A 24614-nucleotide genomic window follows, 5' to 3' on the forward strand; every position below is an offset into this window, starting at 1 on the left:
GTATGATTTGGCGTTGGATATCCACAATTTAAACCTGAAATGAAAGCTGTAATTTTGTTATCCGGGGGATTAGACTCTTCGACAATTCTGTACCAAGCAAAGGCCGATGGTTGTGAGTGTTACTCGATGTCCTTTGATTATCAGCAGCGACATCGCAGAGAGTTGCAATCAGCTTTGCTGGTGGCTCAGAAAGCTGGGGTGGTACAACATCAGGTAGTTAACTTTGATTTAAGGCAATGGGGTGGTTCAGCATTGACAGACGATGCGATCGCCTTACCTCAAGAGCGTTCTTTAGAAGAGATGTCACAAAATATTCCCGTTACCTATGTACCTGCACGGAATACCATTTTTTTAAGTTTTGCTCTTGCCTACGCCGAAGCGATCGCAGCTGAACGTGTCTACATCGGGGTTAACGCCTTAGACTACTCAGGATATCCCGATTGTCGTCCCGACTACATCCAAGCCATGCAAGAAGTGTTTCGCCTAGGTACAAAACAAGGACGCGAAGGAAAACCAATTCAAATTATTGCCCCCCTGCTAGATCTAAAAAAAACTGAGATCATTCAACTTGGTAACAAATTAGGTGTCCCTTGGGAACTAACTTGGTCTTGCTATGCTGGCGGTGATGCTGCTTGCGGTGTTTGTGATTCTTGCAGCTTAAGACTCGCAGCCTTTAAGGAATTAGGACTGGTTGATCCATTGCCATATGCTTAAGATGGGCATTAGGAGCAGAGGACTTGGGGTAGGGAGCAGGGGAGCAGGGGAGAATACTAATATTTATCTAGCCCAGTCCCCAATCCCCAATCCCCAGTCCCTATTCCCCAATCAACCGCCGCAACTGAATCTGATGCAAGCGCGGCCCGTCAACAGATACCACTGTAAATTCAAGATTGTCGTAGTGGAAAATTTCGCCTGGGTTGGGCATTTTCTGCCATTGATAAAGTATAAAACCCGCTAGGGTCTGATATTCCTTAGTTAAGGGTAAATTGAGATGTAACACTTCATTCAAGTCTTCTAAGTTGACTTGGGCTTGCACCAAAAATGTTTGTGGATCTAACATCTCAATCAGCAAATCATCGCTGCTTTCCGATTGCCCGGCATCGCCAATAATTTCGGCAATCACATCTTGGATAGTTACTAGCCCTACAGTTCCACCAAATTCATCCACAACTATGACCATAGCTGGCTTTTCTTGCTGCATCATCGGCAGGAGTTCACTCAGGGGGGTGTTTTCTGGTACAAACCGAGTCGGACGCATCCAAGGTTGAATTTGGGTGTCTATATTGAGCTTCCCTAATGCTAAGGGTTTGGCTAAATCCCGAAAGTAAACAATTCCCCGAATGTCGTCTAGAGATTCGCCAACGATGGGATAACGAGAGTGTCCAGTCGTGAGCATTTCCTGGAGTAACGTCTCAAATGTGGCATCTTTGGATAAGGCAACAATACCAGTACGGGGAGTCATCACATCTTCCGCCGTGACATCACCAAATTCAAAAACGTTATTGAGTAATTCTCGCTCTGTTGTTTCTAAACCAGTAGATTCCCGTTCCGTAGAGATAATCAGCTGTAGTTCTTCTGGAGTGACGGGTGGTCTCCAACTTTGACCAGTGTATTCGATGCCAAATAGTCGCAACAGATAACTGGTTGATTGGTTAAGAATCCAGATAAAGGGGCTAAAAAAACGGACGATCGCTTTCATTAATGGCCCTAAAAACCGCGCTAGCTGCTCAGAGTAGAGCATGGCTACTGATTTAGGACACAACTCCCCTAATACGATTTGCAGATAAGCAATTAAAAAAAAGGCGATGGGAATTGCTATGGAATGAGCGATCGCATTACTCATACGGTAGGTTAACGGTAAGGATTTGAGCCATGAACCGATAACCACCACAATAGAACTTTCGCCCATCCACCCCAGAGCCAAACTAGAGAGGGTAATACCCAACTGGGTTGTCGATAACACTCTATCAATACTGCGTTGTAGTGTCTCGACAGCGATCGCCTGGATATCACCAGCCTCAACCAACTGATGAATGCGCGATCGACGCACCGTCACTATAGAAAACTCTGCCGTTACAAAAAAAGCATTGATTGCAATCAGCAGCAGCACTGACAACAACCGTAGTCCCACATCTGTCAAGCTCAAATTAGGAAATTCATTCACCGCCACAACTCATGCTATTGGGGATTGGGTACTGGGAATTGGGTAGTCAGCCGCGTGGTGAGGTGGTGCCAGACTCGCGTGACTGGGTACTGAGAAAAATATTGACTATATTTCTTGTCTCCCTTGTCTCCCTCATCCCCCTCATGTTCCTCATTTCCCTCATCACTGCCTATCTACAGGGATATTCGCTACCTCTAGCTTTAATTTTTGATCAGGATAATCTGTAAGAGCGAGGGAAATTTTCTTCACATCATCCAGTAAAGCTGTAGGGATGCTCACTGTACCAGAAAATGCTGGGCCATTGGCTGGTAATTCGGCTGGTAATCCCTCTGTACTAGCACTCAGGGTTCTACCTTTATCGTCAGTAACATCTAAGAAACTATACAAAAAGCGGACAGAATCAGCACCTTTGTTTTGCATTTTGACTCTTAGTAGTAAATCGCCACCAGAGTAACGAGCGGACTGTACAGCAAAATTTACCCCTGCACTTTCAGCAGCAACAGGAAATCCTGGTTGGAGTTTTTCTGCAACCACTTCCTCAGACTTATTCTCCTGCTTCTGCTTTTTGACAGTAATTTCCTCTTCATCTTCCTCTAGCTTGTCGGATTTAGCGGCTTTAGTTTTACCTTCAATTCGCGATTTGACAATTTTCAGGATTTCTTCCTCTTTTAAGAGTGTTACTTCTCCTGATGGTGAATTAGACGATTTACTGCTAGTAAACTTGCTGGTAGGACGAGCATCTGGGGATGTGACTCCTTTGAGTGCAGAGCTTCCCAAATTAAATCCTAAGAATGCGCTCACAGAGCCTGCGCCTAACATCAGGATTAACAAAACCAAAGTAAGAACGACAGTAGAGTTAATTTTCATTGCTGACAAGCTATTGCATAAGAATGCTGGTCTATCTTAGCCGGAGTATATTAATAGTGTTGAAGCCATATGCGTAAATCTTTAAAATAACTTAATTAAACATAATTTGCACTATCCCATAAATAAATTGTGTAGTATAGAAACTGATCAGATTGTTTCTGATGGTACACAGGCCATAAATATAGGATACAATCTAAATCTAACCAGGGTTGGCCGAGCGGTTGAGGCAGCGAACTCATAATTCGCCCAAGGCAGGTTCAACTCCTGCACCCTGGATTTGATGGAATTCTAAGTTGTGAGTGCTGAGTTATGAGTCTTGAGTTTTAAGTGAGTGCAGTAACAAAACTAGGTCTACAGACCAAATAACATAACTCGTTTTACTTATTACTCAGCACTCAGCACTCCTATGGTTGTAGTGAACTCCCAAAGCGGAATTCTGTCCCTAGCTGTAATTTATTGGCATTCATCCGGGGGGACATGAGCAAGGATGTGTTGTAAGGATTGGGTAAGTCGGGTGTACGAATATAAGGATCATTCATTGCCTGTTGGGTAAGAACATCTCGGTAGAGTGTGTTGACTAACTCAGCATCACGGGCAATTTCATTTTCTGGGAAGGAATTGCGGAAACCAGAACCAGAACCCAAAAATGAGTCTAACTGGCGCTTGGGAGTGGTATTTTCGTAAAAGTTGCGATCGTGCCGAAAATAAGCACGCTCAAACACATCACTCGTGCTTTCATAATTGGGTACTTGTGACTCAGCATTTGCGATCGCTGGCAAAGCAATGCCTGTAGCTAAAAATACTAATAAGCCAGCAAAGGTCTTAAATTTTATACCCATCTTGTTTACTCCTCAATTTTTGGGCAAATCTTAACTTATGCTTAATTTCAGAACTCCCATGAGTTCAACCTTTGGTGTAGCACAACTTTCAATAATTTGTAATGACGTATTCTACTGAAACCCTTACCCAATCAGATATTTGGGCGGCCACTGCCGATATCTCCACTCTGCGCCAAACACTACTGGATTTATTTTGTCAACTTGCCTATCAAGAGGGTGATTTTGTCCTTTCTTCTGGACAACCCAGCTCTTACTATATAAATGGTAAGCAGGTAACACTTCATCCCCAAGGTGCTTTAGCAATAGGTCGTATTCTTTTATCTCTATTACCTTCAGAAACTCAAGCTGTAGCTGGTTTAACACTGGGGGCTGATCCAATTGTGACGGCGGTGAGTGTAGTGTCTGCCTATGAAAATCGACCAATTCCAGCTTTGATTATTCGCAAAGAAGCTAAAGGTCATGGGACTAAGGCATATATTGAAGGTCCCAACTTACCTGAAGGTGCAGAAGTGGTGGTGTTGGAAGATGTCGTCACGACTGGACAATCGGCAATGAAAGCTGTTGAGCGGCTAAGATCTGCTGGTTACGTGGTTGATGAAGTAATTTCGTTAGTAGACAGACAACAAGGAGGAGCAGAATTTTACCAGTCTGTAGGGTTGAAGTTTGAGGCTGTGTTTACGATTAAGGACATTCAGGAACGATATCGGGAATTGCGATAAGATGAGTAATAAATAAGAGATTTGCAACAATCGTTTACAAGTTGTACGAATAAAAGTAACATCCTGAAACACCAACTAGCTTTGAGCTGAGTTGAGGAGTATCTATATGCACTTTTGCCGGAAAATTCTTGGTTTCCCAGTCAATAGTGCGTATCTTCAATGGCAAGGGTTCAACTTATTGTCGTTTTAGACAGGAGCTTGTGGTCAAAAAACTCACAAGCAGTGTCTTCGCAATTGGACAAATCTACTGGAATGAACACTAATAAAGAAAGTTCCACTATCCTAAAAAAAGAGCATAGGGGCTTGAGAATTGACCATCTCAAACAGGACTTAAAGAATGACTTGATTGCTGGGTTGTTAGTAGTGATTCCACTAGCAACTACTATTTGGCTAACAATCACTATTGCTAATTGGGTGATTAACTTTCTCACCCAAGTTCCTAAACAACTCAATCCCTTTGATGGGCTGCACCCGATTTTAGTCAATATCCTAAATTTAGCAGTAGGACTAGCTGTACCCCTGTTCAGTATTTTGCTGATCGGGTTAATGGCTAGAAACATTGCGGGTAGGTGGTTACTAGATTTTGGTGAGCGATTCTTACAGGCTATTCCCTTAGCTGGACAGGTGTACAAAACCCTCAAACAGCTTTTGGAAACACTACTCAAAGACTCCAATAATAGATTTCGCCGAGTCATTTTAGTAGAGTATCCCCGTCAGGGGATGTGGGCGATCGCTTTTGTGACAGGTGTGATTGGTAGTGAAATTCAAGCCCATATGTCTCGTCCCATGTTGAGCGTTTTTATTCCCACCACCCCAAACCCCACTACAGGATGGTATGCCATAGTTCCAGAAGAGGAGGTAGTCAACCTCTCAATGTCTGTAGAAGATGCTTTTAAAGTGATAGTCTCTGGCGGTATTGTCACGCCTAATACTCCTTTACCCCCCCTAGTGATCACCAAAGAACATAGTTTGGAATCACCAACCCGCGACATCAAACGACCAATTGTTCCCATCGAAGAAACCTAAAAACCATCCGGTAAATCGATAGCCAAACAGATAATATTGTTGTTTGGCTCTATCAAAACTGATAGATTTGTAACTCTGAAATTACATTATTACGGAAAAACTTAACTTTTATGCAAGAACGTAAACCTCAACAAATCGCCCGTGAACTGGCACTTTTAAGCCTGAGCCAGTTACCAGTTAACCCCAAAAAGTTAACTGAGGAGCATCTGCCTAAATTGGTACTAGCAACAGTACGTACTCTCAGAGCAGAAGTTCAAGATACCTTAGATAACGCTACTGGTGAACTGCAACGTAGTCATGATCGCCTATTAACCAGTGAAACCCGTGCCTCAGACCTCAATACAGCTAGAACCATGCTCAAAGAGGCAATGGAATATACCCAAACAGCGATTAATCAATTAGGATCTGCCCTTGAATTCCCAGAATTAATTCAGCTAGCCAATCAGGATCGGGAAGTGGGTAGATATGCCATCAAACTTGTCCAAACCATCACTGAGAATCGCAGTATTATTGACGAACAAATTTCCACCGCTTTAGTAGATTGGCAAGTTACTCGTCTAGCTCAAATCGACAGAGATATTCTGCGAATCGCTGTAGCAGAAATGCTATGTTTAAATCTCCCCGACAGAGTGGCTATTAACGAAGCCGTAGAGTTAGCCAAACGCTACAGTGGAGATGAAGGACATCGGTTTATTAATGGTGTTTTACGCCGAGTGACAGAGCAGAAGCAGACTGCTTAGGGATTGGGGATTGGGGACTGGGGATTGGGGACTGGGGACTGGGGAGAAGAAATAAAACCTATTGCCTATTGCCTATTGCCTATTACCTATTGCCTATTACCTATTGCCTATTGCCTAATCAACAATTTTGATTTTGCATTGCTGATGAGTGGTAAGTTTTGAGTTGAAAGTGAAGAGGCGCTAGTTGCATTCAGGGGCTTTTCCTATTGAGCAAACTGGCATTGAGAGGTGAGGATAACCCGGAGGTTTTCACCCCAGGTAAGAGTAAAGAGTTAAATTAAACTCATAACTTAGATACTCATAGCTCATACTCACATAAAAACTAACACCGCTAGCTGCAATGGTTTTTAATTGGTTCCGTCGTCAATATAACGATTCCTCAGATACCCCCTCGGAAACACAACAGGGAGAAACACCACCAGTCACAGAAGAATCTCAGCCAGAGTCAGCCGCAACGTCACCTCCAACAACAGAAACTGCACCAGACTCAACGGCCGACTTGTTGGCATTTGCTAAAGCCGCTTATAAAAATATTCAGGAAAAACAAAAATCCGAAACAGTAGAAACTACAACTGACTCAGCAGATGAGCAACCACCTACTGCAACGGCTGAGGTAGAAACTACAACATCTACAAATGAAGTTATAGAAACTACCCCATTCCCAGAAGCACAAGTAACTACTTCTGTTGCAGCTACTGAAGATGTAGAAGAAGTAATTGTTACTACAACAGAAATAGAAGATACAACTTTTGTTGCCAGCGCCTCAGATGCAGAAACTGAGCCAGAGCCGACAACATCAACAACTACTGAGCCACCACCTGCAACTTTATCCTTTTTAGAACGGGCAGCAGCTGAACAGCAAGCCAAGCAAGAAAGATTAATGGCCAGTGCTATTGAGGTGCCAGAACCAGAAGTAGTACAGCCAGTAGGTACTACCACCGAAGCAGGAGAAGAAACAGGCGGACTGGTTTTTGATGAAGGATTTGTTTGGTCAGCAGAAGTATTAGCAGCTCAAGGTAGACGGCCAGAAGACGTTTCGATTGAAGAAATTACCTGGCTGAAAAAACTCCGGCAAGGATTAGATAAAACACGCCGGAATATCCTCAATCAACTGAAGGCAATTGTAGGGCAAGGGCCTCTCAACCAAGCGGCTGTGGCAGAAATTGAGGCTGTACTCCTGCAAGCTGATGTAGGTGTAGAAGCAACAGATTATATTATCAACGCCCTCCAGAAAAAACTGCGGGAAGAAGTCACTCCACCGGAAGAAGCGATCGCTTTCCTGAAGCAAATCTTGCGGGATATGCTAGAGGCACCCCTGACAAAATCTCACACAGCTAACTTTGCCCCAGACAAAGAACAGCTAAATATTTGGTTAATTACCGGAGTTAATGGTGCTGGTAAAACTACCACCATCGGTAAAATATCCCACTTAGCTCAAAAATCTGGTTATAAATGCTTGATTGGTGCAGCTGACACCTTCCGCGCTGCGGCTGTGGAACAGGTGAAGGTTTGGGGCAGAAGAAGTGGTGTAGAAGTGATTGCTAATCCTGCCAAGAATACAGATCCTGCTGCTGTGGTTTATGATGCGATCGCAGCTGCTCAAGCACGCGGCACAGAATTACTGCTAGTTGACACCGCCGGCAGATTGCAAAATAAGAAAAACTTAATGGATGAACTCAGTAAAATCCGGCGAATTATCGACAAAAAAGCCCCTAATGCCAAAATAGAATCGCTTTTAGTTTTAGATGCCACTTTAGGTCAAAATGGATTGCGACAAGCTGAGGTTTTTTCCCAAGCAGCCCAACTCAGTGGCGTAGTCCTAACCAAGCTAGACGGCACGGCGAAAGGAGGCGTTGCCCTGGCAGTTGTGCAACAGCTAGGCTTACCCATCCGCTTTATTGGTGCAGGCGAAGGAATTGAAGACCTACGTCCTTTTTCTAGTTACGAGTTCGTCGAAGCCCTATTAAGTTAGGGATTGGGGATTGGGGATTGGGGATTGGAGATTGGGGGAGACGGCTCTCCCTTTGCCCCCTGCTTCCTCTGCTCCCCCATCTATCTATCTCGCTTCAACAAAGGGCAGATAATAAATTTTCTACAATATTTGGATATTATTTGCTAAAATTTCACTCTAATACTGCTTTTTCCATTCCCATCGGGATGATTTTAAATACGGTAAAAGCATATCTACTGGTATCCACAAATATTTAAATTGGGGTCAGTAAACTCAAGCAGCACTAATCTATGTTACATTCAGTGTCTACTTTTCAAAGTATATCCTAAATATTCTCTGTAAGAAAATTAGAGGTGAGCAACATGAGGTTAAAATTTAAAACTCGGCAGCAAGCTGGAATTAATTAAATTTCTGAGGAGAGGCTTTTTTTGATTTATGTGTTATCAACTGTATAGTTCTTTTTTGAGTGCGTTAAACACCATCTGTTAGATTGCAGTATGCACATTGATAACTTTGTTGGCTTCTGGCTCATTCTTACCTAGATCAGTCTTAGCCATTAACTTGATCAGATATAGCAGTTCCCAATTACATGAGGTATACACTAGCCTGTAGCCCTTGGCCTCTAGCCTCTGAATTTAATGAGATGTATCTCACTAAAACGAGAAACACCATATACTCAAGTCTTGATGAATGGCATAGAAAAATTTATCTCCCAAAGTATATTTTTATGCCTGAAGATGTATGATTTGCTAATTCAACCATGCAAAGATTAACGTCTTTCTATTTGGGAAGGGAAATTGCTGATTTTGCTACAGCAATTTTTGCCTAAAAATCCATTGATTAAAATTCCTATCTTGAGGTAGAAATTTATAAACAAATACAATACTTGATAGACTTATGTCTTACGTCTTTCTACTCTTGCTAAAGCAACAAATCTTGACCCAATATGGTTTAGCAATATCAAAACAAAAAGTGTATAAGTAATCTAAAATCTGTTTTTTCCAGTGCGATAGTAACTGTAACTGTGTCTCAAGTACCTTCTCAACCTACCGAAAGCAATAATAGTGCTACAACGACAGATGTCACACCAGTCGTAGCACTCAAAGAACTTGTGTCACGACTGCACCGGGAACAGAATAAAATCCAAGATTTACTCAGTTCTCTAGGATTTGCCCTTAGAAGCTTTAATAATTTGAATCAGTTTTTGGAACTGATTCCCCTGATGGCTACAAGAGTAACAGATGCTGATGGGAGTGCTTTATTTCTTTACAAGCCTAACGGTCAAATCAGGTTAGAGCAATTACACTGGCAAGATAGCCGTCAACGGAAAAATATCCGCAAAGCTTTAGAGACAGCCAGCAGTCAAGTGACACTTGCCTCTAACACTGCACCTTTAGCCACGGCTACAGGAATGTTAGATGCACAGATGCACCACCATTTGGGGCCGGATGTGCAAATTTTTGGCACAGCCATTTTGGTTAAGCATACAGAGCGGGGATGGCTATATGTACTCAGTCGAGACCCCCAATATAGCTGGACAGAAACCAGACAAAAGTTAGTGCGGCTAGTAGCAGACCAAACGGCGGTAGCGATTGAAAATGATGAATTAGCAGTAGAACTGAGGAAAAAAGAACGTTTAGACCAAGAATTAGAAATTGGTGCGGAGATTCAAAGGCGACTTTTACCGCGCCAATGTCCTTCTATTCCTGGTGCTATCCTAGCGGCACGCTGTAGACCTGCCAATCGTGTAGGTGGAGACTACTATGATTTTATCCCCACTAATCACAGTCAAATTTACCCACACAACTACAGAGGTAGTCAAGATACTGGACGTTGGGGTTTGGTGATTGGGGATGTCATGGGTAAAGGTGTTCCGGCTGGGTTAATTATGACCATGATGCGGGGAATGCTACGAGGTGAGGTCTTGCATGGCAATTCTCCTGGAGGAGTTCTGCAAAACTTGAATCGAGTCATGTATGCGGATTTGGAAAATTCTCACCGCTTTGTGACGTTATTTTACTCAGAATATAATCCTCAAAATCGCATTTTGTCTTATAGTAATGCTGCACACAACCCCCCTCTGTGGTGGCACGCAGCTACGAAAAGTATTACCCGCTTAGATACTTTGGGAATGTTAATTGGGTTGGATGCGAATAGCCAATATGAAGATGCCCAGGTGCAGTTAGAACCTGGGGACACGGTTATTTATTATACAGATGGCTTGACGGATGCGGCGGCAGCGAGTGGCGATCGCTTCGACGAAGAAAACTTGGTTGCTGCTTTCCATAACGCTTGTAGGTACTGTAATGGGCCGCAAGAAATGGTTGATTACTTATTTGATCAGGTGCAGCAATTTATCGGTTCTGAGAGACAAAACACGGATGATATGACGCTAGTTGTTTTGCAAATTGAATAGTTAATCGTCAATAGTTATCTATTGAGGTTGACTAGGTTCAAAATACAACTGTCCATCCTTGCTTTTGGACATCTGTTTTGGTGTAAGCAACACCGTCAATTTTGATACCTTGGTTATCTAGAAGGGTAATGATGCCTCCATTATTACTTAGTTGAATACTATCTTTACTTATAGAGACCCTGACAACTTCACCTGGGGCAATTATGCCACTGAGGGGCTGTTTACGTTTGACACTATCTGCCAATGCCCAACCACTCAAGTCTATGTTTTGCGGTGAAGTGTTAAGTAATGTGACTGTCTCTTTACCTACATCATCTCCTACAGGATTGACTAAAGCAGCCACAATACGAACCGCCGCAGTTGTGACGATAGGCGTGATGACACTGACATCATCGATTCTGTCACCAGTGGTATCGTTGGTATGGAAAGACTGGGATTGGAAGGCTAAAAATACACCCACCCATTGATTACGCGATGGATAGTGAATCAGCAATCCTCCATCTTGCCAAACACCGTTATCTTTTTGGAATTGGGCAGCGTTACCCTGGTTCATGTGGATGTCATGGATACCATTACCAGGGAGAAAACCAAAATATTTATCTTTAATAGTTGTTTCTGGCCCCCACTTTTCGCCAAAAGGATAGAGGACGGCATCTGGAGAAGCTAGCGATCGCGCGATGTATAATTCCAATAACTCATTCAGGTCATTATCAGGCCCTGGTACGTTGTAGGGCAAAGGTTTCATCTGTTTTGGATCAAACAAATTGCCTCGGATGTAATCTAAAGCCATCCCTTCAGGTTTTCTAGGTAACTCGTGGAAGCCAAAATCTAACTCTTGTAATTCTTTGGTGATGGGGTGTGAAAAATTTTCGTCTACAAAATACAGTAATTCTGATGGACTTTGCTTGGATTTAACGTTGATGGCAATCCGGTGTTTTTGTTTTTCGTCAGTTACTAACACTTGGTAATGAGGAGTAGGGCCTTCGCCTAGCTTTCTATCTAGAGCGCGACTTTTCAAAACACCGTAATTTTTTAAGGGCATTCATTTCTCCTAGATTTCAGGGTGTAAAATTAGTCAGAACATACCAGCCCTAACCAATGGGGATAAGCGTAGGAATTGGCGGCTAGTAATTTTGCACCTTGGTAAGTCCGGAATACCCAATTAGCTGTGGCTTGAAGATTTGCCGCCAATTGCTCATCTTCACCATTGGCTTCCAAGGCTAAACTCCACCAAGCATGATCTTGAACTAGCAATTGCGTAATTTCTACACTACAGCCGTTATTGATACTTTCATCGGCAGCTACTGGTTTTACTGAAAAGTCAGATAAGATTTGATAGTTTTGTAAGCTACGAACTTTGCGTATACTTACCCAGGAAGAAATGCCTACTACGGTGGTAGGTAGAAAACTTTCTCCTGTGGTGTCACTACATGACCACTTACCCCATTTTTCGGCTTTTCCTGCTACTCTTTCGCCCAAATCGATTACACCCAGTTCGGCTTTGCGCCATTTGATTTCCAGCCTGCCTTGTCGGAGTTTAATGCCTAAAAAATCCGAATCAGGGACATATAAATACATATCTTCTCTATCTTCTGGTAGTTGCGACTGGTCATTCAAACAATGTTGCTGGAACCAAATTTGAATATCTTCCGGTATCGTACCAGGATGAAACCAGCGCAATTCGTGAGTTATGAGCATAAATTGGTTAACCTACGCGAAGCGACACAGTTGATGGGACAATGAAAACGTGAAATTATACTTGTCTTGTGTTGCTTCCAGCCTCAAGGAATTGGTAAAAATGTGGAAAAAGATTGTACTTATTTTGCTATTAGTGTTAAGTTTCAGCCTGACTAATCCTGGTGTGGCTACGGCCGCTGGATTCAAAAGCTTTGTAGACACAACTGATGGCTATGAGTTTTTATACCCTAATGGCTGGTTGCAGGTGAAAGTCGCTAACGGCCCTGATGTAGTGTTTCACGATTTAATTGAGATATCAGAGAATGTTTCTGTAGTAATTAGTCCTGTTCCAGAAAACCAATCCTTAAAAGAACTGGGAACACCAACGGAAGTAGGATATAAGTTGGGCAAAGCAGCTTTAGCACCTCCAGATTCTGGTCGTTCAGCTGAATTAGTCAATGCTTTGGAAAAAGAATCAGAAGGGAAAATTTACTATATTCTTGAGTATTTAGTAAAACTTCCTAATCAGCAACAACGGCACAACATTGCTAGTGTAGCTGTTAGTCGTGGTAAACTTTTTACCTTTAACGCCTCGATTCCTGAGAAACGTTGGCAAAAAGTCAAACGGACTATGGAAGATGTTGTAAATTCTTTTTCAGTCTATTAATAGGCAATAGGATTGGGCATCAGCAATACTTTTGCTCATGCCCAATATCTGAAATTCCACTTGTCTGAACATCATGAAAATCCCCCAATTCGTACTCGCCTCTGCTTCCCCAGCCAGACGGCGCTTGTTGCAAACTGTTGGTATTGAACCCATAGTTAGCCCTAGTGATTTTGATGAGTCACAAATTCAAGTCACTGAACCCGGAGCATTGGTGCAAATTCTAGCCCAACGCAAAGCGGAAACTGTTGTACCACAGTTTGCATCAGCTTTAGTGATGGGTTGTGATTCGGTATTGGCTATTGATGGTAAGATTCACGGCAAACCAGCAGATACAGCCGAAGCGATCGCACGTTGGCAGATGATGCGCGGTAACTGTGGCGACCTTTACACAGGTCATGTTTTGATTGATACTTTACAAAATAAAACCCTAGTCAAGTGTCAGGTAACAAGGGTTTACTTTGCACAGATTAGCGATCGCACCATTCAAGCCTATGTAGCTACAGGCGAACCCCTAAAATGCGCTGGTGCTTTTGCTCTAGAAGGCTTTGGCAGTTTATTTATTGAAAAAATCGCAGGTTGTCACAGTAACGTCATCGGACTAAGTTTACCCCTACTCCGCCAAATGTTAGAGGAACTAGGATACAGTGTTACTAACTTTTGGCAAACAACCTAAATCTGCCTTTGTGCTATGTACATTCTGCTCAAAAGCTACATTTGGGCTGAACTTTTGTTTAAGTCCCGCTATCCCTAATTTTGATGAGCAGAAGTTGTCCAGTTTTGGCGTTAATTACTTCTAAGTAATCTCCTTGGTTAAGACCAAACTGTAGCAAATCTGTTGTACATTGTCAGAGAGTCCCAAGTTTGCAATCCCACTATTCCATCTACTTTTAAGTTTTTCTGAGCTTGAAAGGCTTTAACCGCACTCTCTGTTACAGCACCAAAAACTCCATCTACTGGAACAGAATAGCCGTTAGCCACTAACAGCCGTTGTAAAGCTCTAACAGCTATACCCGAACTTTTAAAACGTAGACTGGGTAATGTTTGGTTATTTAAGCTTTGAGAAGTGGCAACAATATTATCATTACTATTTTGTTTGTTTATTAACTTTTGTGTATTAAGAAAACTCACCTTTTGAGATTTTCTAAAAATGAGCTTATCTCTGCGTTGTTTAGCCACTAAGCGTTTTTGTTCAGAAAACTTATCCCTGAGAAAGTTAGAAGAAGATAATTTAGTTAATTTATCTAAATCTTTTGCAAATATTTGCTTGATTGTTGTAATTCGGCTTTTTTGAGGCTTGAACTTAAGAGCTAATGTAGCTGGAAAATTATTCATTGGCCGAATGGCTCGATATGAGGCAAATTTCGCGGCTGAAATTCGTTGAGAGGATTGGCTATTTTGTTCTTGCCTAATTACAGGCAGTTTGATCAAATTAGATGACGAAGGTTGCCTCGTCATTAACACACCCGACATCAGTATTGCAATATCGCTCATTGTAATTGCTATGTAAGTTTTGACTATATAAGAAAAACCGTGGATGATAATGCTTTACAAAAGCATGAAATCTTTGTATCTTCTACTAAAGAATGGTTAAGTGCTAAAGCCATTAGTAAGTGTAACGGCTTAAATATAAATTAATTTATAATACTTTTTAAACAGTATATATACGTAAGAATATCAAGCAAGAGCCTGATTCGCATTTTGATTTAGCAACACCATAAGTGTTACTGTGGGGTTTAACCCCTCTTGCCAATCATTCAGAAAATCATTATGATTGCAGCGCCTACGTAAAGAAATTGATTTTCGCTGTATTTGTTGCAAAATTCGTTACGTTTTTTGGATAAAATTTTTACCAAAAAGAAACTTTTAATATAAAAATATACATTTTAAGATAGAGGAAAGTTTGTAACTATTAATTAATATAAGAAAATTTTATGTTTAATTAACATATTGTATTAATATCTGATGGAAAAAGCCTTAAGTAGTAGGCTTTGTCTAATAGTAGTTTAAGCCTGAGTATAGTTATTAAAAATCACACCAGACTCCTAGACATGGGGTAATCCTCAATGGGAGAATATTCGATGCAGAAAAAAATCTACTAGCAGAAAAATTGGCACTGGCCTATAGGTACGATACATAGCTATTGTATTGATGCGATAATTTTTCTGTTATTTAGAGTATCTAGAACAAAATATATAACAATAATCTAGCAGTTGATAACCATTCATGGATACATCATTAATTGGGAATCAGGTAATTAATTTTTTGTCTACTATTACGGGACAAAAATTGAGTCAACGTGATGTTAAACCACCAGTGATATTCGTAGCTAATTTGATAGCAGTGTTGCTAGGAGTGATGTTTGCTGATGGCATCGTTACTGAAAAGGAAAAACAAAGATTACTGGCAATATTGTATCGTTTTAGTACACCAGAAAGCGATATACGCCAATTGACACATTTATTGATTAAAGGAATTCGGAAATATCACCTTTATCGGCGATTTAATGATTTATTAACTATAATTAATCCCCTTTCAGAATCAGAACGACTGTTTTTAATTGGATTTGGCTATGAAATGTCTACAAGTGATGGCAAAATTGACTTGCGTGAACAAAGATATTTGGAAATTACATCTCATTATTTAAAGATTAAACCGCAACATTTGGCAGTATTAGAATCTGCATTTAGAATAAAAGAAAACTTTGAGATGGACGTTATAGATGAGGTAGATGAATTACTAAATCCAGCAGTTTTAAAAGAAATAAATACTGGTATTATTCAGGCATCATATGAGAATTTAAACTCTCCTCATAATCACTCTACAACTATTCATGAAATAGCAGTTGTAAATGAGGTAGATGAATTACTAAATCCAGCAGTTCTTAAAGAAATAAATACTGGTGTTATTCAGCCATCGTATGAGAATTTCAATTCTCCGCATAATCACTCTACAACTATTAAACCACGCCTTTCTATATACTATGGAGGTTTAAAACAATTTCAAGAATTTAGCAAACAGTTAGGTACATATTGCGATCAGATTTTTCAGATAGTTCAGACTTGTCATGAACGTGGCTTGATATCAAAGGAGTTAATTGATGAAGTTAGTGTAGTATCAACAAAAATCCAATCACATCAATTTCGATTAGCGGTCGTTGGCGAGTTTAGCCAAGGAAAATCGACTTTACTCAATGCTTTGCTGGGTGAAGAAATTCAACCAATGCGAGAGGTTCCCTGTAGTGGTACAGTTGCAGTCTTAAAGTTTGGAACTCAAAAACGAGTAGTCTGTCGTTATAAAGATGGAAGGGAAGAAGAAATACCATTTGAAGAGTATAGGCAAAAAGCAAGTATTTCTGAAGATGCTGCTATTGGTTCTTTAAATGAGAAACTAACACAATCTGCAATTGAGGAAATTATTGTTGAACACCCTAATTTAACATTGTGTAACAGTGGTGTAGAAATAATTGACTCTCCAGGATTGAACGAAAATCCTGAGCTTACAGCTATTACTCAAAAGTTACTTCAAGATATTGATGCTGCTATATTTATTACTAATGCTTCGCGATCGCTAACACAAGGTGAGCGTGAATTATTAGATCAATTAAGAATAAAGCTCAATAGTGGTAAAAATCAAGAACCTGCAAATAACTTATTTATTGTAGGTAACTTTATGGATTTAGTACGTACAGAAAAAGGTCGTGAGCAGGTAAAAAAAAGGATTCAAAACTTTGTTGAAGGTGAGCAACCAATAATTGCAGGAAAAAATCGTGTTCACTTTATTTCAGCCCAAGCTGCACTTAATGCAGTTTTGCATGGATACCAAGATGAATATCAAATATCTTTTGAGAGTTTTATTAAATCACTAGAAAGATTTTTAATGCTTGAACGTGGAAGCTTAAAACTTCAGAATTTATCTGAGCAGCTTAATACATTAATTCTAAAAATCATTAGTGATTTGGCACGATTTAAAGATAGTTTGGAATCAAAAATTGAGATTGCTGAAAATGAAAAGCATAAAATATTAGAGCAAATTGGAGAGTTTAGTGGACGTGATGTTAAAATATGTTTATTAACTATTCAACTTATAGAACAAGCTCTAGAAAAAGCTAATGTTTCTTGGAATGAGTGGTATGTAGATTTAGATGAACGCATGGCGTTAAGAAGTGAGCATTGGCATTCTGAGCATAAGCTACTGTGGAATCAAGACAAGTTAATTCGTGACTATATTCAGTGCTTTGTTCGAGACTTATCAGATGAAATTGATCAGTGGGTTAATAATCAACTGAAAGATGTAATATTACAAGAAAATTTACAAGATTTAAATATAAATATTAAGTATGAGTTAGATGCTATTCAATCAGAGTTTAATTTATTAGATATGAAAAGTAATACAACATTCAGCGAAGAGCTAAAACTTTCTATTAATGATATTACTGATCAATTGATTGAATTGGATAATATCGATTTTAGTGCGGCTTTACAGGAAGAACTACTGGTGTTTACAGGAATTGGTTTTATACCAGTTGCCTTAGCTAATGTTACTGCTGTTATTGGTAGTTCTTTTGGTTCTAGAATGTTGGATAGCGATAGATTTCATCATCAGCTTAAAATGTCAGTTTTAGAAATAGGATTACAAAAATTTGATGAATCTGTAGATAAAATTTACGAAAAACTACAGGAAAACATTGAAAGGTTTTTTGATACTAAAGTCGAATCAGTAAGCCGAGTTATTGAAGGAGCTATATCTGTGTATGAAAAACTTCTAGAACAGCAGGAAAAATCACATCAAGAAATGCTAGAACAACATTATGCAACTAAATTTTGGATTCTGCATAAATGCAAAGAACTTGAGCAAATAAATGACAGCATTAGTACAAATATTTCACGCTGGTATTCTGAAGTGATTAATAAAGTAATTATTAAGAGAGAGTATGATTAACTGCTTAACTTGATAGATAATAAGACAAAAGCAGCATCTGAATGTGAAACAGAACCCTAGGACAAATAGGGAAGCTCAAGTGCAAGCATCTTGTAGGGAAAGTGGTTTACCGATATTGACATTAGCCTAATCTACAAAAGTAACTTTAGGTGCAACTGGCGGTGAAGCTTTAATAACATGAGGAGTGTTATCCGCAGGGTATCAATGCTGAAGTTAGGAATATTGTGTATAATCTTTAACCTGCTAAAAATTTTAAAATATTCTCTAAGGCTGATAAAAATAATCTCAAATAATCTCAACATAGCTTCACAATTATTTTTTGAATAGTGGGCATAAACTCATTTATATGTAAGCTAGTGATTAGAAATTAGTAAGCATTATTACGGCGGTTTATCGACAGACATTTCCAGCAGTATCTCTCATATTTTGAGCCGATTCAACAAAAATATCCATGATAGAGCCAGAAACTTCTTGCATTGTCAAAATGATGCTAATCCAGTGGTAATACGGAGGTTTTTATTTTTATTGATAATTATTTTATTTATTTATTGTTATAGTTTTGTACTATCTCTTTCTTTACTTTTTCAGGGTTTCTCCACTTAGGTGCAACATCTACCTTTTACAAAGTACAGTATGCTGTTTGAATTTACACCCACCATTAAAGCTGGCATTGAAGCTGGTAACTACGCACCAATCTTTAGTAATGGCATCCCTATTGGCATAGTGCAGGAGACTGCAACGGGGCGCTCTTTTGCCCATGCTATTGGTGTTTTAGTCGATCATTATCCGTTATCACCGTTTATTCTACCTGTTCAGTTCCTAATGACAAGAGCAAACATGGTACAAAACCATGTAGCTTTACCTCAAAGATATCAACAAAATAGTTTTGTAGAAACTGGGTTACAATCGCTGCAAACAACCGTAGGGGTTCTACAGGCAACTACAGCCTTGATTGAGTTAGGAAAGATATCGAATATTGCATTAGAAGCAGTCAACTTGCATCAGACGCTCAAACTTAAAAAAGAAGTTGAGCAAATGCGATTTGAAGTTAAAGACGGCTTTATTGATTTGCAACAAGCTCTCAAAGATCAAGGAGCTGAAGTTCGACAAATTGTTAAGGAAGTAGCCCACGATATTAATTTTGAGCAGCATCGCATAGTTTTAGTGCGCGCATATGGACTGTTTATACAGGCGATTAATCGTTTAAGACTAGCATTAAAATTACAAGATATTAGCCAGCGAAATTTTGAAATCGATAGTGCTAGAAAAACCTTACTTGAGGTATTAGCAGAGTATATTAATCCTCGGCTAATGCCAAAAACCTCTGCACCTGGTCAACTCCGCAGATTTGAATGTGCTTGGGCAATTGAACAAGCAATTATTATCACATATCAAGTACAGAACGAGATGTTAGCTGTTAGCGATCGCCTATGCCATCTCCGCACTAAAATTAAGGAACAAATTTGTACTGTGATTAGCAATTGTGAATCATATGATGAATTGAATTTTCTCTTTCCTGAAATTAGCCGGATTTGCAAACACGATTTAGCTATTTTGGAGATATGGCAGGCGCGGGTTGATTGGATACGCTCACTTTCAGCAATGGACATGAAACTCTTAGCTAGCAGTAATGGCAACACGTCAGAATTTGCTGATATCTTGGATACTAATCAAGCGGCCACTGTGCAATCAGTACCACCCGAACAACTAGCATACGAAAATTTAGCGGAAAAATCACATTTCTATTCTCTACTTGATCAGTTGATATTTATGTTCAAACCTGTTTTACGTAAGGAGTACGAAGTTTATATCAACCAACAAGCTCATGTTGCAGGACACAAGATATTAGTTCCGAAAAACTTACAACAAGCCTCTGATTTAACAGTTGCCAATCTTTATTACTATTTTAAAGTCAGAGACGAATCCAACACACAGCAAACTTTAGAGGTAATCACCGCGTAATTGTCCTGTCTATACAAAAGACTAATTCGGAAATTAGGTTTTGGCCATTACTAAACAAGACCTCAATGATCATTGATGGACAAGTCTCTATATCTAGGTTGGACACATAATTCTGATTAGCCCTCAAGCTTTAGCTTGAGGATAAACAAACAATTCTAGCCTGCCTCCACAGGCTAGGATTGTGTAGCTGAATTGGTAAGCCATTGGGTATTTCTTAACTTGTCGTAATTGCGGTATAGACTCACAGTCTGAAGGGGTTGAAGAGATAAGTTAAGATTTTTGTCAACTTGTGTACAAGGTCAGCACAAAGACTAAGGTATGTTTGTGAACGAGTGTAGCTGGTAGTGTAAGCAGAAATCTGACTCACGCCAGTGTAAACGCAGACAATCGTTATGACCACTGTCAAAATCACACGAAAATCTGCTCACCAAGTATACTGTAATATCGTTAATTGAGTTTTATGGTCTAACTAGAATTTTTCACCTGTGAAAAATCCGGTTTGATATATTGAATGAATTGGGAAATTTTTATCTGTGAGTAGGCAACTACCCCTGATGAATGAGAGACATAGAGAATATCCTGATCTCAGGATGTACTACTATGAGCTAATATATTAGCAATGGATTGTTAAAAAGATTTAAAAATAGCTCAGATTTTTGGATTGGAACTAATTTACATTTCCATCCCTACGGAAAGTTTTCTTCAGAAAGTTAGCCAATAATTTACCAGCGAAGTTTTAGGGAGGCAGCATGAAAAGGGCTATATTGAAAAATACCTTTGCAGGTATTGCTGCAACAGTCGCTGCGGTAAGTTTTGGCTACTTGGCAGTTCAGTATTTGGGGCGATACATTATGTTTGCTCTCGGTGCTGGGATGTTTGGTTTAGGTGCAGCAGTACATCGAACTCAGCAATCGCTACCCCAAACATCTCGACCAGACACACTGATTTTAACTGAAATTCAACCCCAGGTAACACAATCAGAAAAAGAGCTAGAACAGCAGCATCAGAATTTTAAAAACCATAATCCTGCTACGGCTAGTGGTCACTCAATTACAAATACTTCAAGATTGGTTAAACCTGGAGTCAAGATTACCAAAGTTGCAAGTACATCTCAATCTGATGGCTACTGCCGTAAACGTCTTGCTCTATGTCATAAGGCTAAAGCTGAGAGTTCAACAAAGATTATTCCAAAAAAATAGATCCTGTGGAGCAATGGCTACAGAATAAATCATCTTGTGTCCAGTTAAAGATTGAACATGAAGGTAGCAGTAGAACAGTACCGCTTCGCAGAACCCGCAGGTTGGAGAAGTGTTTTTTGAAGGAACTTGATATTAACTGAAAAAGAGAGACAGATTGTTTGAATAATCTTAACTACTATTAGAAGAGACCAAAAATAGTAGTAAGCGTTTATACACCTATTTTTTGTTGATCATGTAGATTGATTTCCATAATTCGGATCTATTGAAAAAATTTATTTACTTTTTCATTCTTAAAAAAAGTGCTACTATCAGTAGAATCTACCAAGTATTTCTACTTGATAGGAAGCTAAAAATTAAACATCTGTTATAAGTAAGCTTGTAATCTGAGGGTTATAAGTGTAACAGAGTTTTTCTTAGTAGAACAATTTCAAAATATTTTGGGTGCGGCTGATGGGTTTAGATCAGGAGTTATTAACAAAGTGGCGATCGCTTCCTCAAGATAAACAGAAGCAAGTTTTAGATTTTCTGGATTTTCTTCACTGGCAAGATGTACCCAATAAAGCTATCTTGGAAGAACGCCTCCAGCAAATTCGGAATAAGATCGTCAATTATGGTAAAGATTTATACACTAAATCTAGTGTAAATCAAAAGAAAACTCCATACTCATGAAGGATTTCTACTTCCGAAGCACAGGGGAACTAACGATTTGGAACGTCAGAGTGCCAGTGGTCACTGTGGTATTCTAATACGATTTTTGAGAATAGTCTGGGGAATTTAATCAGCAACTGCGATCGCTTCTCTTAGTTCATCACACAGTATAGGTGAGGCGATCGCTAATATAGATATATTTACTCATCTTCAATTCCACACCATGACAACAACAGCAGTCAATCCCTATTTGGATGGTAACTTTGCCCCTGTACGGGAAGAAACTACTACTGATACCTTAAAAGTAATTGGTGAACTACCAACAGACTTATCAGGGATGTTTGTCCGTAATGGCCCGAATCCTCAGTATGCACCGATTGGTCATTATCACTGGTTTGATGGTGATGGAATGTTACACGGTGTCAGAATTAGTAACGGTAAAGCTACTTACCGTAATCGCTATACCCGCACCCAAAAATGGCAAATGGAGCATCAAGCTGGTAAAGCTATCTGGACTGGGCTAATGGAAGCACCAAAACCAGACCTACCCAGTGGAAATACTGCTAATACTGCCCTCATTTGGCACGCCGGACAACTATTAGCACTGTGGGAAGGCGGCGCACCTCACGCGATTAAAGTTCCAGAGTTAGAAACTCTTGGGGAATTTACCTATAACAACAAACTGACTTCTGCTTTTACAGCCCATCCGAAAGTAGATCCGGTGACAGGTGAGATGATGTTTTTTGGGTACTCATTTGCATCCCCGTTTTTAAGCTACGGTGTTGTGTCAGCCCAAGGCGAATTACTACGGACAGTACCAATCGATTTACCAATGGCTGTGATGATGCACGACTTTGCCATCACCGAAAACTATACAATTTTCATGGATTTACCGTTGACTTTCAGTCCAGAACGGATGCAACGGGGAGAACCTATGCTGATGTTTGAGCGCGATCGCCCCAGCCGTTTCGGTATTTTACCGCGTCATGGCGACAACAATAATATTCGCTGGTTTGAAAGTCCCTCTTGCTATGTCTTCCACACCCTCAACGCCTATGAAGACCAAGACGAAGTAGTGTTAATTGCTTGTCGCATGAGTTCCACCACTGTCTTAGCTATTGACAATTCACAAACAGATCCACAAGCAGATATCCCGCTTTTACATCGCTGGCGATTTAACCTCACAACTGGGAAAGTAACTGAAGAAGTGCTGGATGATGTCGCCGCAGAATTTCCCCGTGTCAATGAAAACCTCTTAGGACGATTCACAAGCTACGGTTACGCGGGCAAAATGGCGAAAGGTTCTTTACCTTTATTTGAAGGTGTAATTAAATATGACTTCGATAGTGGTAAATCCCAAATCCACACATTTGGTAAAGGACGTTATGGTGGTGAGAGTGTATTTGTACCCCGTCCTGGTGCAACTGTTGAAGATGATGGTTGGTTAGTTACTTACGTTCATGATACTGCTGAAGATAGTTCAGAATTAGTAGTAGTAAACGCCCAAGATGTGAGCAGTGAACCTATAGCTAGGGTGTTAATTCCCCAACGAGTGCCTTATGGTTTTCATGGTGCTTGGGTGACTGAAGCACAATTGAATTCTGAGGCTGAGTGAGAGAATGTCACAGAATTACCGCAGGTAACAGGTGATACCAATTCACAACGATGCTCCCGCCCCGCTCCGCTCTAAGCGTAGCTATGCCGTAGGCTTTACGCAATTAAAAAACTTAGATGCAGCAAAGCTTTCAGGGTTTACATCTGTATCAGGTTTTTCGTGAAATGGTATGACAGGTGACAGACTTGAAAGCTCATTAGGGTAAGGGTTTTATCCAGTTTTTGAGGAGGAGGAATCCGTTAGTTCTAATGCAACATTTTAGCTGTGTCAGTCCAGTACAAGCATATTTGAGTTCGTTTTAACGGAATTACGCTATAAGACTCGGAATTTATTCCGAGGCACACTTCAGTAATTTCTTCCCGCTCAATACCTGCTCGCGGTATCTTAATCGTGGATACTCTGAGGAGTTCATGTTTCATGAAAGGGAAGCAAGTTTTACTCACAGGCGGTACTGGTGGGCTCGGTTTAGGTGTCACACCAGCAGTTCTCGCCCAAGGTGCAGATTTAACCATCACTTACCGCAATCCTAAAGAAGTCGAACGCCTCAAGGAAATCCTTCCCCCCGCAGACTTCGCCAGGGTGAATTTTATCCCCGCTAACCTGGAAGAAGAATCTTCGGTAGACAATCTCATTAGCCGTATGGGAAGGGTAGATGTGTTAATTCATCTCGTGGGAGGATTTTCAATGGGTAAAACCCATGAATACAGCTTTTACAGTTGGAAACGCGAGTTTGAATTAAACCTGAATACCACTTTTTTAACTTGCAAGTATAGCCTACAAAAGATGCTAGAACATGGCTATGGGCGCATTATCACCATTGGTTCTAGGGCAGCTTTAGAACCGGCGGGACAGCTAGCAGCCTACTCGGCGGCGAAAGCTGGTGTGGTAGCCTTAACAAAAGCGATCGCAGATGAAACCAAAGGCACAAATATCACCGCTAATGTTATCTTACCCTCGGTGATTGATACCCCCGCCAACCGTCAAGCTATGGGTACAGAAAACGCCGATAAGTGGGTAAAACCTGAAGCCATAGCCCAGTTAATCTGCTTTTTAGCCTCAGATGCAGCTAAAGATATTCGCGGCGCGGCGATTCCCATTTATGGAAGTGTTTAGGGGATGAGGGGATGAGGGAGATGGGGGAGATGGGGGAGCAGAGGAGCAGAGGAGCAGGGGAGCAGAGGAGCAG

At 40.4% G+C, this 24614-nt stretch carries 20 protein-coding genes and 1 tRNA gene; 15 read left to right on the forward strand and 6 right to left on the reverse strand.

Going from position 1 to position 24614, the window contains the following annotated elements:
- Positions 1-39: 39 nt before the first annotated feature.
- Positions 40-714 (forward strand): 7-cyano-7-deazaguanine synthase QueC, encoded by a 675-nt coding sequence (gene queC, locus NOS7524_RS21855; RefSeq protein ID WP_015140657.1) that lies wholly within the window; start codon positions 40-42, stop codon positions 712-714.
- 100 nt (positions 715-814) lie between these two features.
- On the opposite strand, the gene NOS7524_RS21860 is transcribed toward queC, so the two are convergent.
- Positions 815-2164 carry a hemolysin family protein gene (locus NOS7524_RS21860; RefSeq protein ID WP_015140658.1) on the reverse strand — a complete coding sequence of 450 codons (1350 nt, stop codon included), beginning with the start codon at positions 2162-2164 and terminating at the stop codon, positions 815-817.
- Between the two features lie 162 nt (positions 2165-2326).
- Positions 2327-3031, reverse strand: a complete 705-nt coding sequence (locus NOS7524_RS21865; RefSeq protein WP_015140660.1) for a hypothetical protein — start codon at positions 3029-3031, stop codon at positions 2327-2329.
- A gap of 203 nt (positions 3032-3234) precedes the next feature.
- Here NOS7524_RS21865 and NOS7524_RS21870 point away from each other — a divergent pair.
- Positions 3235-3307, forward strand: a tRNA-Ile gene (locus tag NOS7524_RS21870).
- A 128-nt stretch (positions 3308-3435) separates the two neighbouring features.
- Here the strand turns inward: NOS7524_RS21870 and NOS7524_RS21875 are convergent.
- The gene (locus tag NOS7524_RS21875; protein ID WP_015140661.1) at positions 3436-3870 is read right to left on the reverse strand and encodes a hypothetical protein; all 435 of its coding nucleotides are present in this window, start codon (positions 3868-3870) and stop codon (positions 3436-3438) included.
- Positions 3871-3971: 101 nt separating this feature from the next.
- Between NOS7524_RS21875 and pyrE the strand changes: the two genes are divergently transcribed.
- From pyrE to NOS7524_RS21900, 5 genes are all read left to right on the forward strand, one after another.
- Positions 3972-4589 carry an orotate phosphoribosyltransferase gene (gene pyrE, locus NOS7524_RS21880; RefSeq protein ID WP_015140662.1) on the forward strand — a complete coding sequence of 206 codons (618 nt, stop codon included), beginning with the start codon at positions 3972-3974 and terminating at the stop codon, positions 4587-4589.
- A gap of 252 nt (positions 4590-4841) precedes the next feature.
- Complete coding sequence (locus tag NOS7524_RS21885; RefSeq protein WP_041555417.1) at positions 4842-5615, forward strand: DUF502 domain-containing protein; 774 nt, start codon at positions 4842-4844, stop codon at positions 5613-5615.
- Positions 5616-5725: 110 nt separating this feature from the next.
- Positions 5726-6355 (forward strand): transcription antitermination factor NusB, encoded by a 630-nt coding sequence (gene nusB, locus NOS7524_RS21890; protein ID WP_015140664.1) that lies wholly within the window; start codon positions 5726-5728, stop codon positions 6353-6355.
- A 340-nt stretch (positions 6356-6695) separates the two neighbouring features.
- Complete coding sequence (gene ftsY, locus NOS7524_RS21895; RefSeq protein ID WP_015140665.1) at positions 6696-8327, forward strand: signal recognition particle-docking protein FtsY; 1632 nt, start codon at positions 6696-6698, stop codon at positions 8325-8327.
- A gap of 1003 nt (positions 8328-9330) precedes the next feature.
- On the forward strand, positions 9331-10722 hold the full coding sequence (locus NOS7524_RS21900) for a PP2C family protein-serine/threonine phosphatase (RefSeq protein ID WP_015140666.1): 1392 nt from the start codon (positions 9331-9333) through the stop codon (positions 10720-10722).
- A gap of 37 nt (positions 10723-10759) precedes the next feature.
- Here the strand turns inward: NOS7524_RS21900 and NOS7524_RS21905 are convergent, their stop codons facing one another.
- Together NOS7524_RS21905 and NOS7524_RS21910 are read right to left on the reverse strand one after the other, a co-directional pair.
- Positions 10760-11764, reverse strand: a complete 1005-nt coding sequence (locus NOS7524_RS21905) for a DUF2278 family protein (RefSeq protein WP_015140667.1) — start codon at positions 11762-11764, stop codon at positions 10760-10762.
- Between the two features lie 29 nt (positions 11765-11793).
- Positions 11794-12420 carry a hypothetical protein gene (locus NOS7524_RS21910; RefSeq protein WP_015140668.1) on the reverse strand — a complete coding sequence of 209 codons (627 nt, stop codon included), beginning with the start codon at positions 12418-12420 and terminating at the stop codon, positions 11794-11796.
- A 100-nt stretch (positions 12421-12520) separates the two neighbouring features.
- Between NOS7524_RS21910 and psbP the strand changes: the two genes are divergently transcribed.
- On the forward strand, positions 12521-13066 hold the full coding sequence (psbP, locus tag NOS7524_RS21915; RefSeq protein ID WP_015140669.1) for a photosystem II reaction center PsbP: 546 nt from the start codon (positions 12521-12523) through the stop codon (positions 13064-13066).
- A gap of 73 nt (positions 13067-13139) precedes the next feature.
- Positions 13140-13739: a Maf family protein gene (locus tag NOS7524_RS21920; protein ID WP_015140670.1), complete on the forward strand. Its 600-nt coding sequence runs from the start codon at positions 13140-13142 to the stop codon at positions 13737-13739.
- Between the two features lie 137 nt (positions 13740-13876).
- Here the strand turns inward: NOS7524_RS21920 and NOS7524_RS21925 are convergent, their stop codons facing one another.
- On the reverse strand, positions 13877-14398 hold the full coding sequence (locus NOS7524_RS21925) for a peptidoglycan-binding domain-containing protein (protein WP_083882663.1): 522 nt from the start codon (positions 14396-14398) through the stop codon (positions 13877-13879).
- An 891-nt stretch (positions 14399-15289) separates the two neighbouring features.
- On the opposite strand from NOS7524_RS21925, the gene NOS7524_RS21930 reads away from it, so the two are divergent.
- The 6 genes from NOS7524_RS21930 to fabG all read left to right on the forward strand — a co-directional run bounded on the left by NOS7524_RS21930 (position 15290) and on the right by fabG (position 24541).
- Positions 15290-18004, forward strand: a complete 2715-nt coding sequence (locus NOS7524_RS21930; RefSeq protein ID WP_015140672.1) for a dynamin family protein — start codon at positions 15290-15292, stop codon at positions 18002-18004.
- A 633-nt stretch (positions 18005-18637) separates the two neighbouring features.
- Positions 18638-19966, forward strand: a complete 1329-nt coding sequence (locus tag NOS7524_RS21935; protein WP_015140673.1) for a hypothetical protein — start codon at positions 18638-18640, stop codon at positions 19964-19966.
- A gap of 749 nt (positions 19967-20715) precedes the next feature.
- Positions 20716-21165, forward strand: a complete 450-nt coding sequence (locus NOS7524_RS21940; protein WP_015140674.1) for a hypothetical protein — start codon at positions 20716-20718, stop codon at positions 21163-21165.
- 450 nt (positions 21166-21615) lie between these two features.
- Positions 21616-21834, forward strand: coding sequence for a hypothetical protein (locus NOS7524_RS21945; protein ID WP_015140675.1), 219 nt, complete (start codon positions 21616-21618; stop codon positions 21832-21834).
- A 202-nt stretch (positions 21835-22036) separates the two neighbouring features.
- Complete coding sequence (locus NOS7524_RS21950) at positions 22037-23428, forward strand: carotenoid oxygenase family protein (RefSeq protein ID WP_015140676.1); 1392 nt, start codon at positions 22037-22039, stop codon at positions 23426-23428.
- Positions 23429-23845: 417 nt separating this feature from the next.
- A complete protein-coding gene (fabG, locus tag NOS7524_RS21955; RefSeq protein WP_015140677.1) occupies positions 23846-24541 on the forward strand; it encodes a 3-oxoacyl-ACP reductase FabG in 696 nt (231 codons plus the stop codon).
- Positions 24542-24614 lie beyond the last annotated feature (73 nt).

This window comes from Nostoc sp. PCC 7524, from assembly GCF_000316645.1.
In the GTDB taxonomy this organism is placed as follows: domain Bacteria; phylum Cyanobacteriota; class Cyanobacteriia; order Cyanobacteriales; family Nostocaceae; genus Trichormus.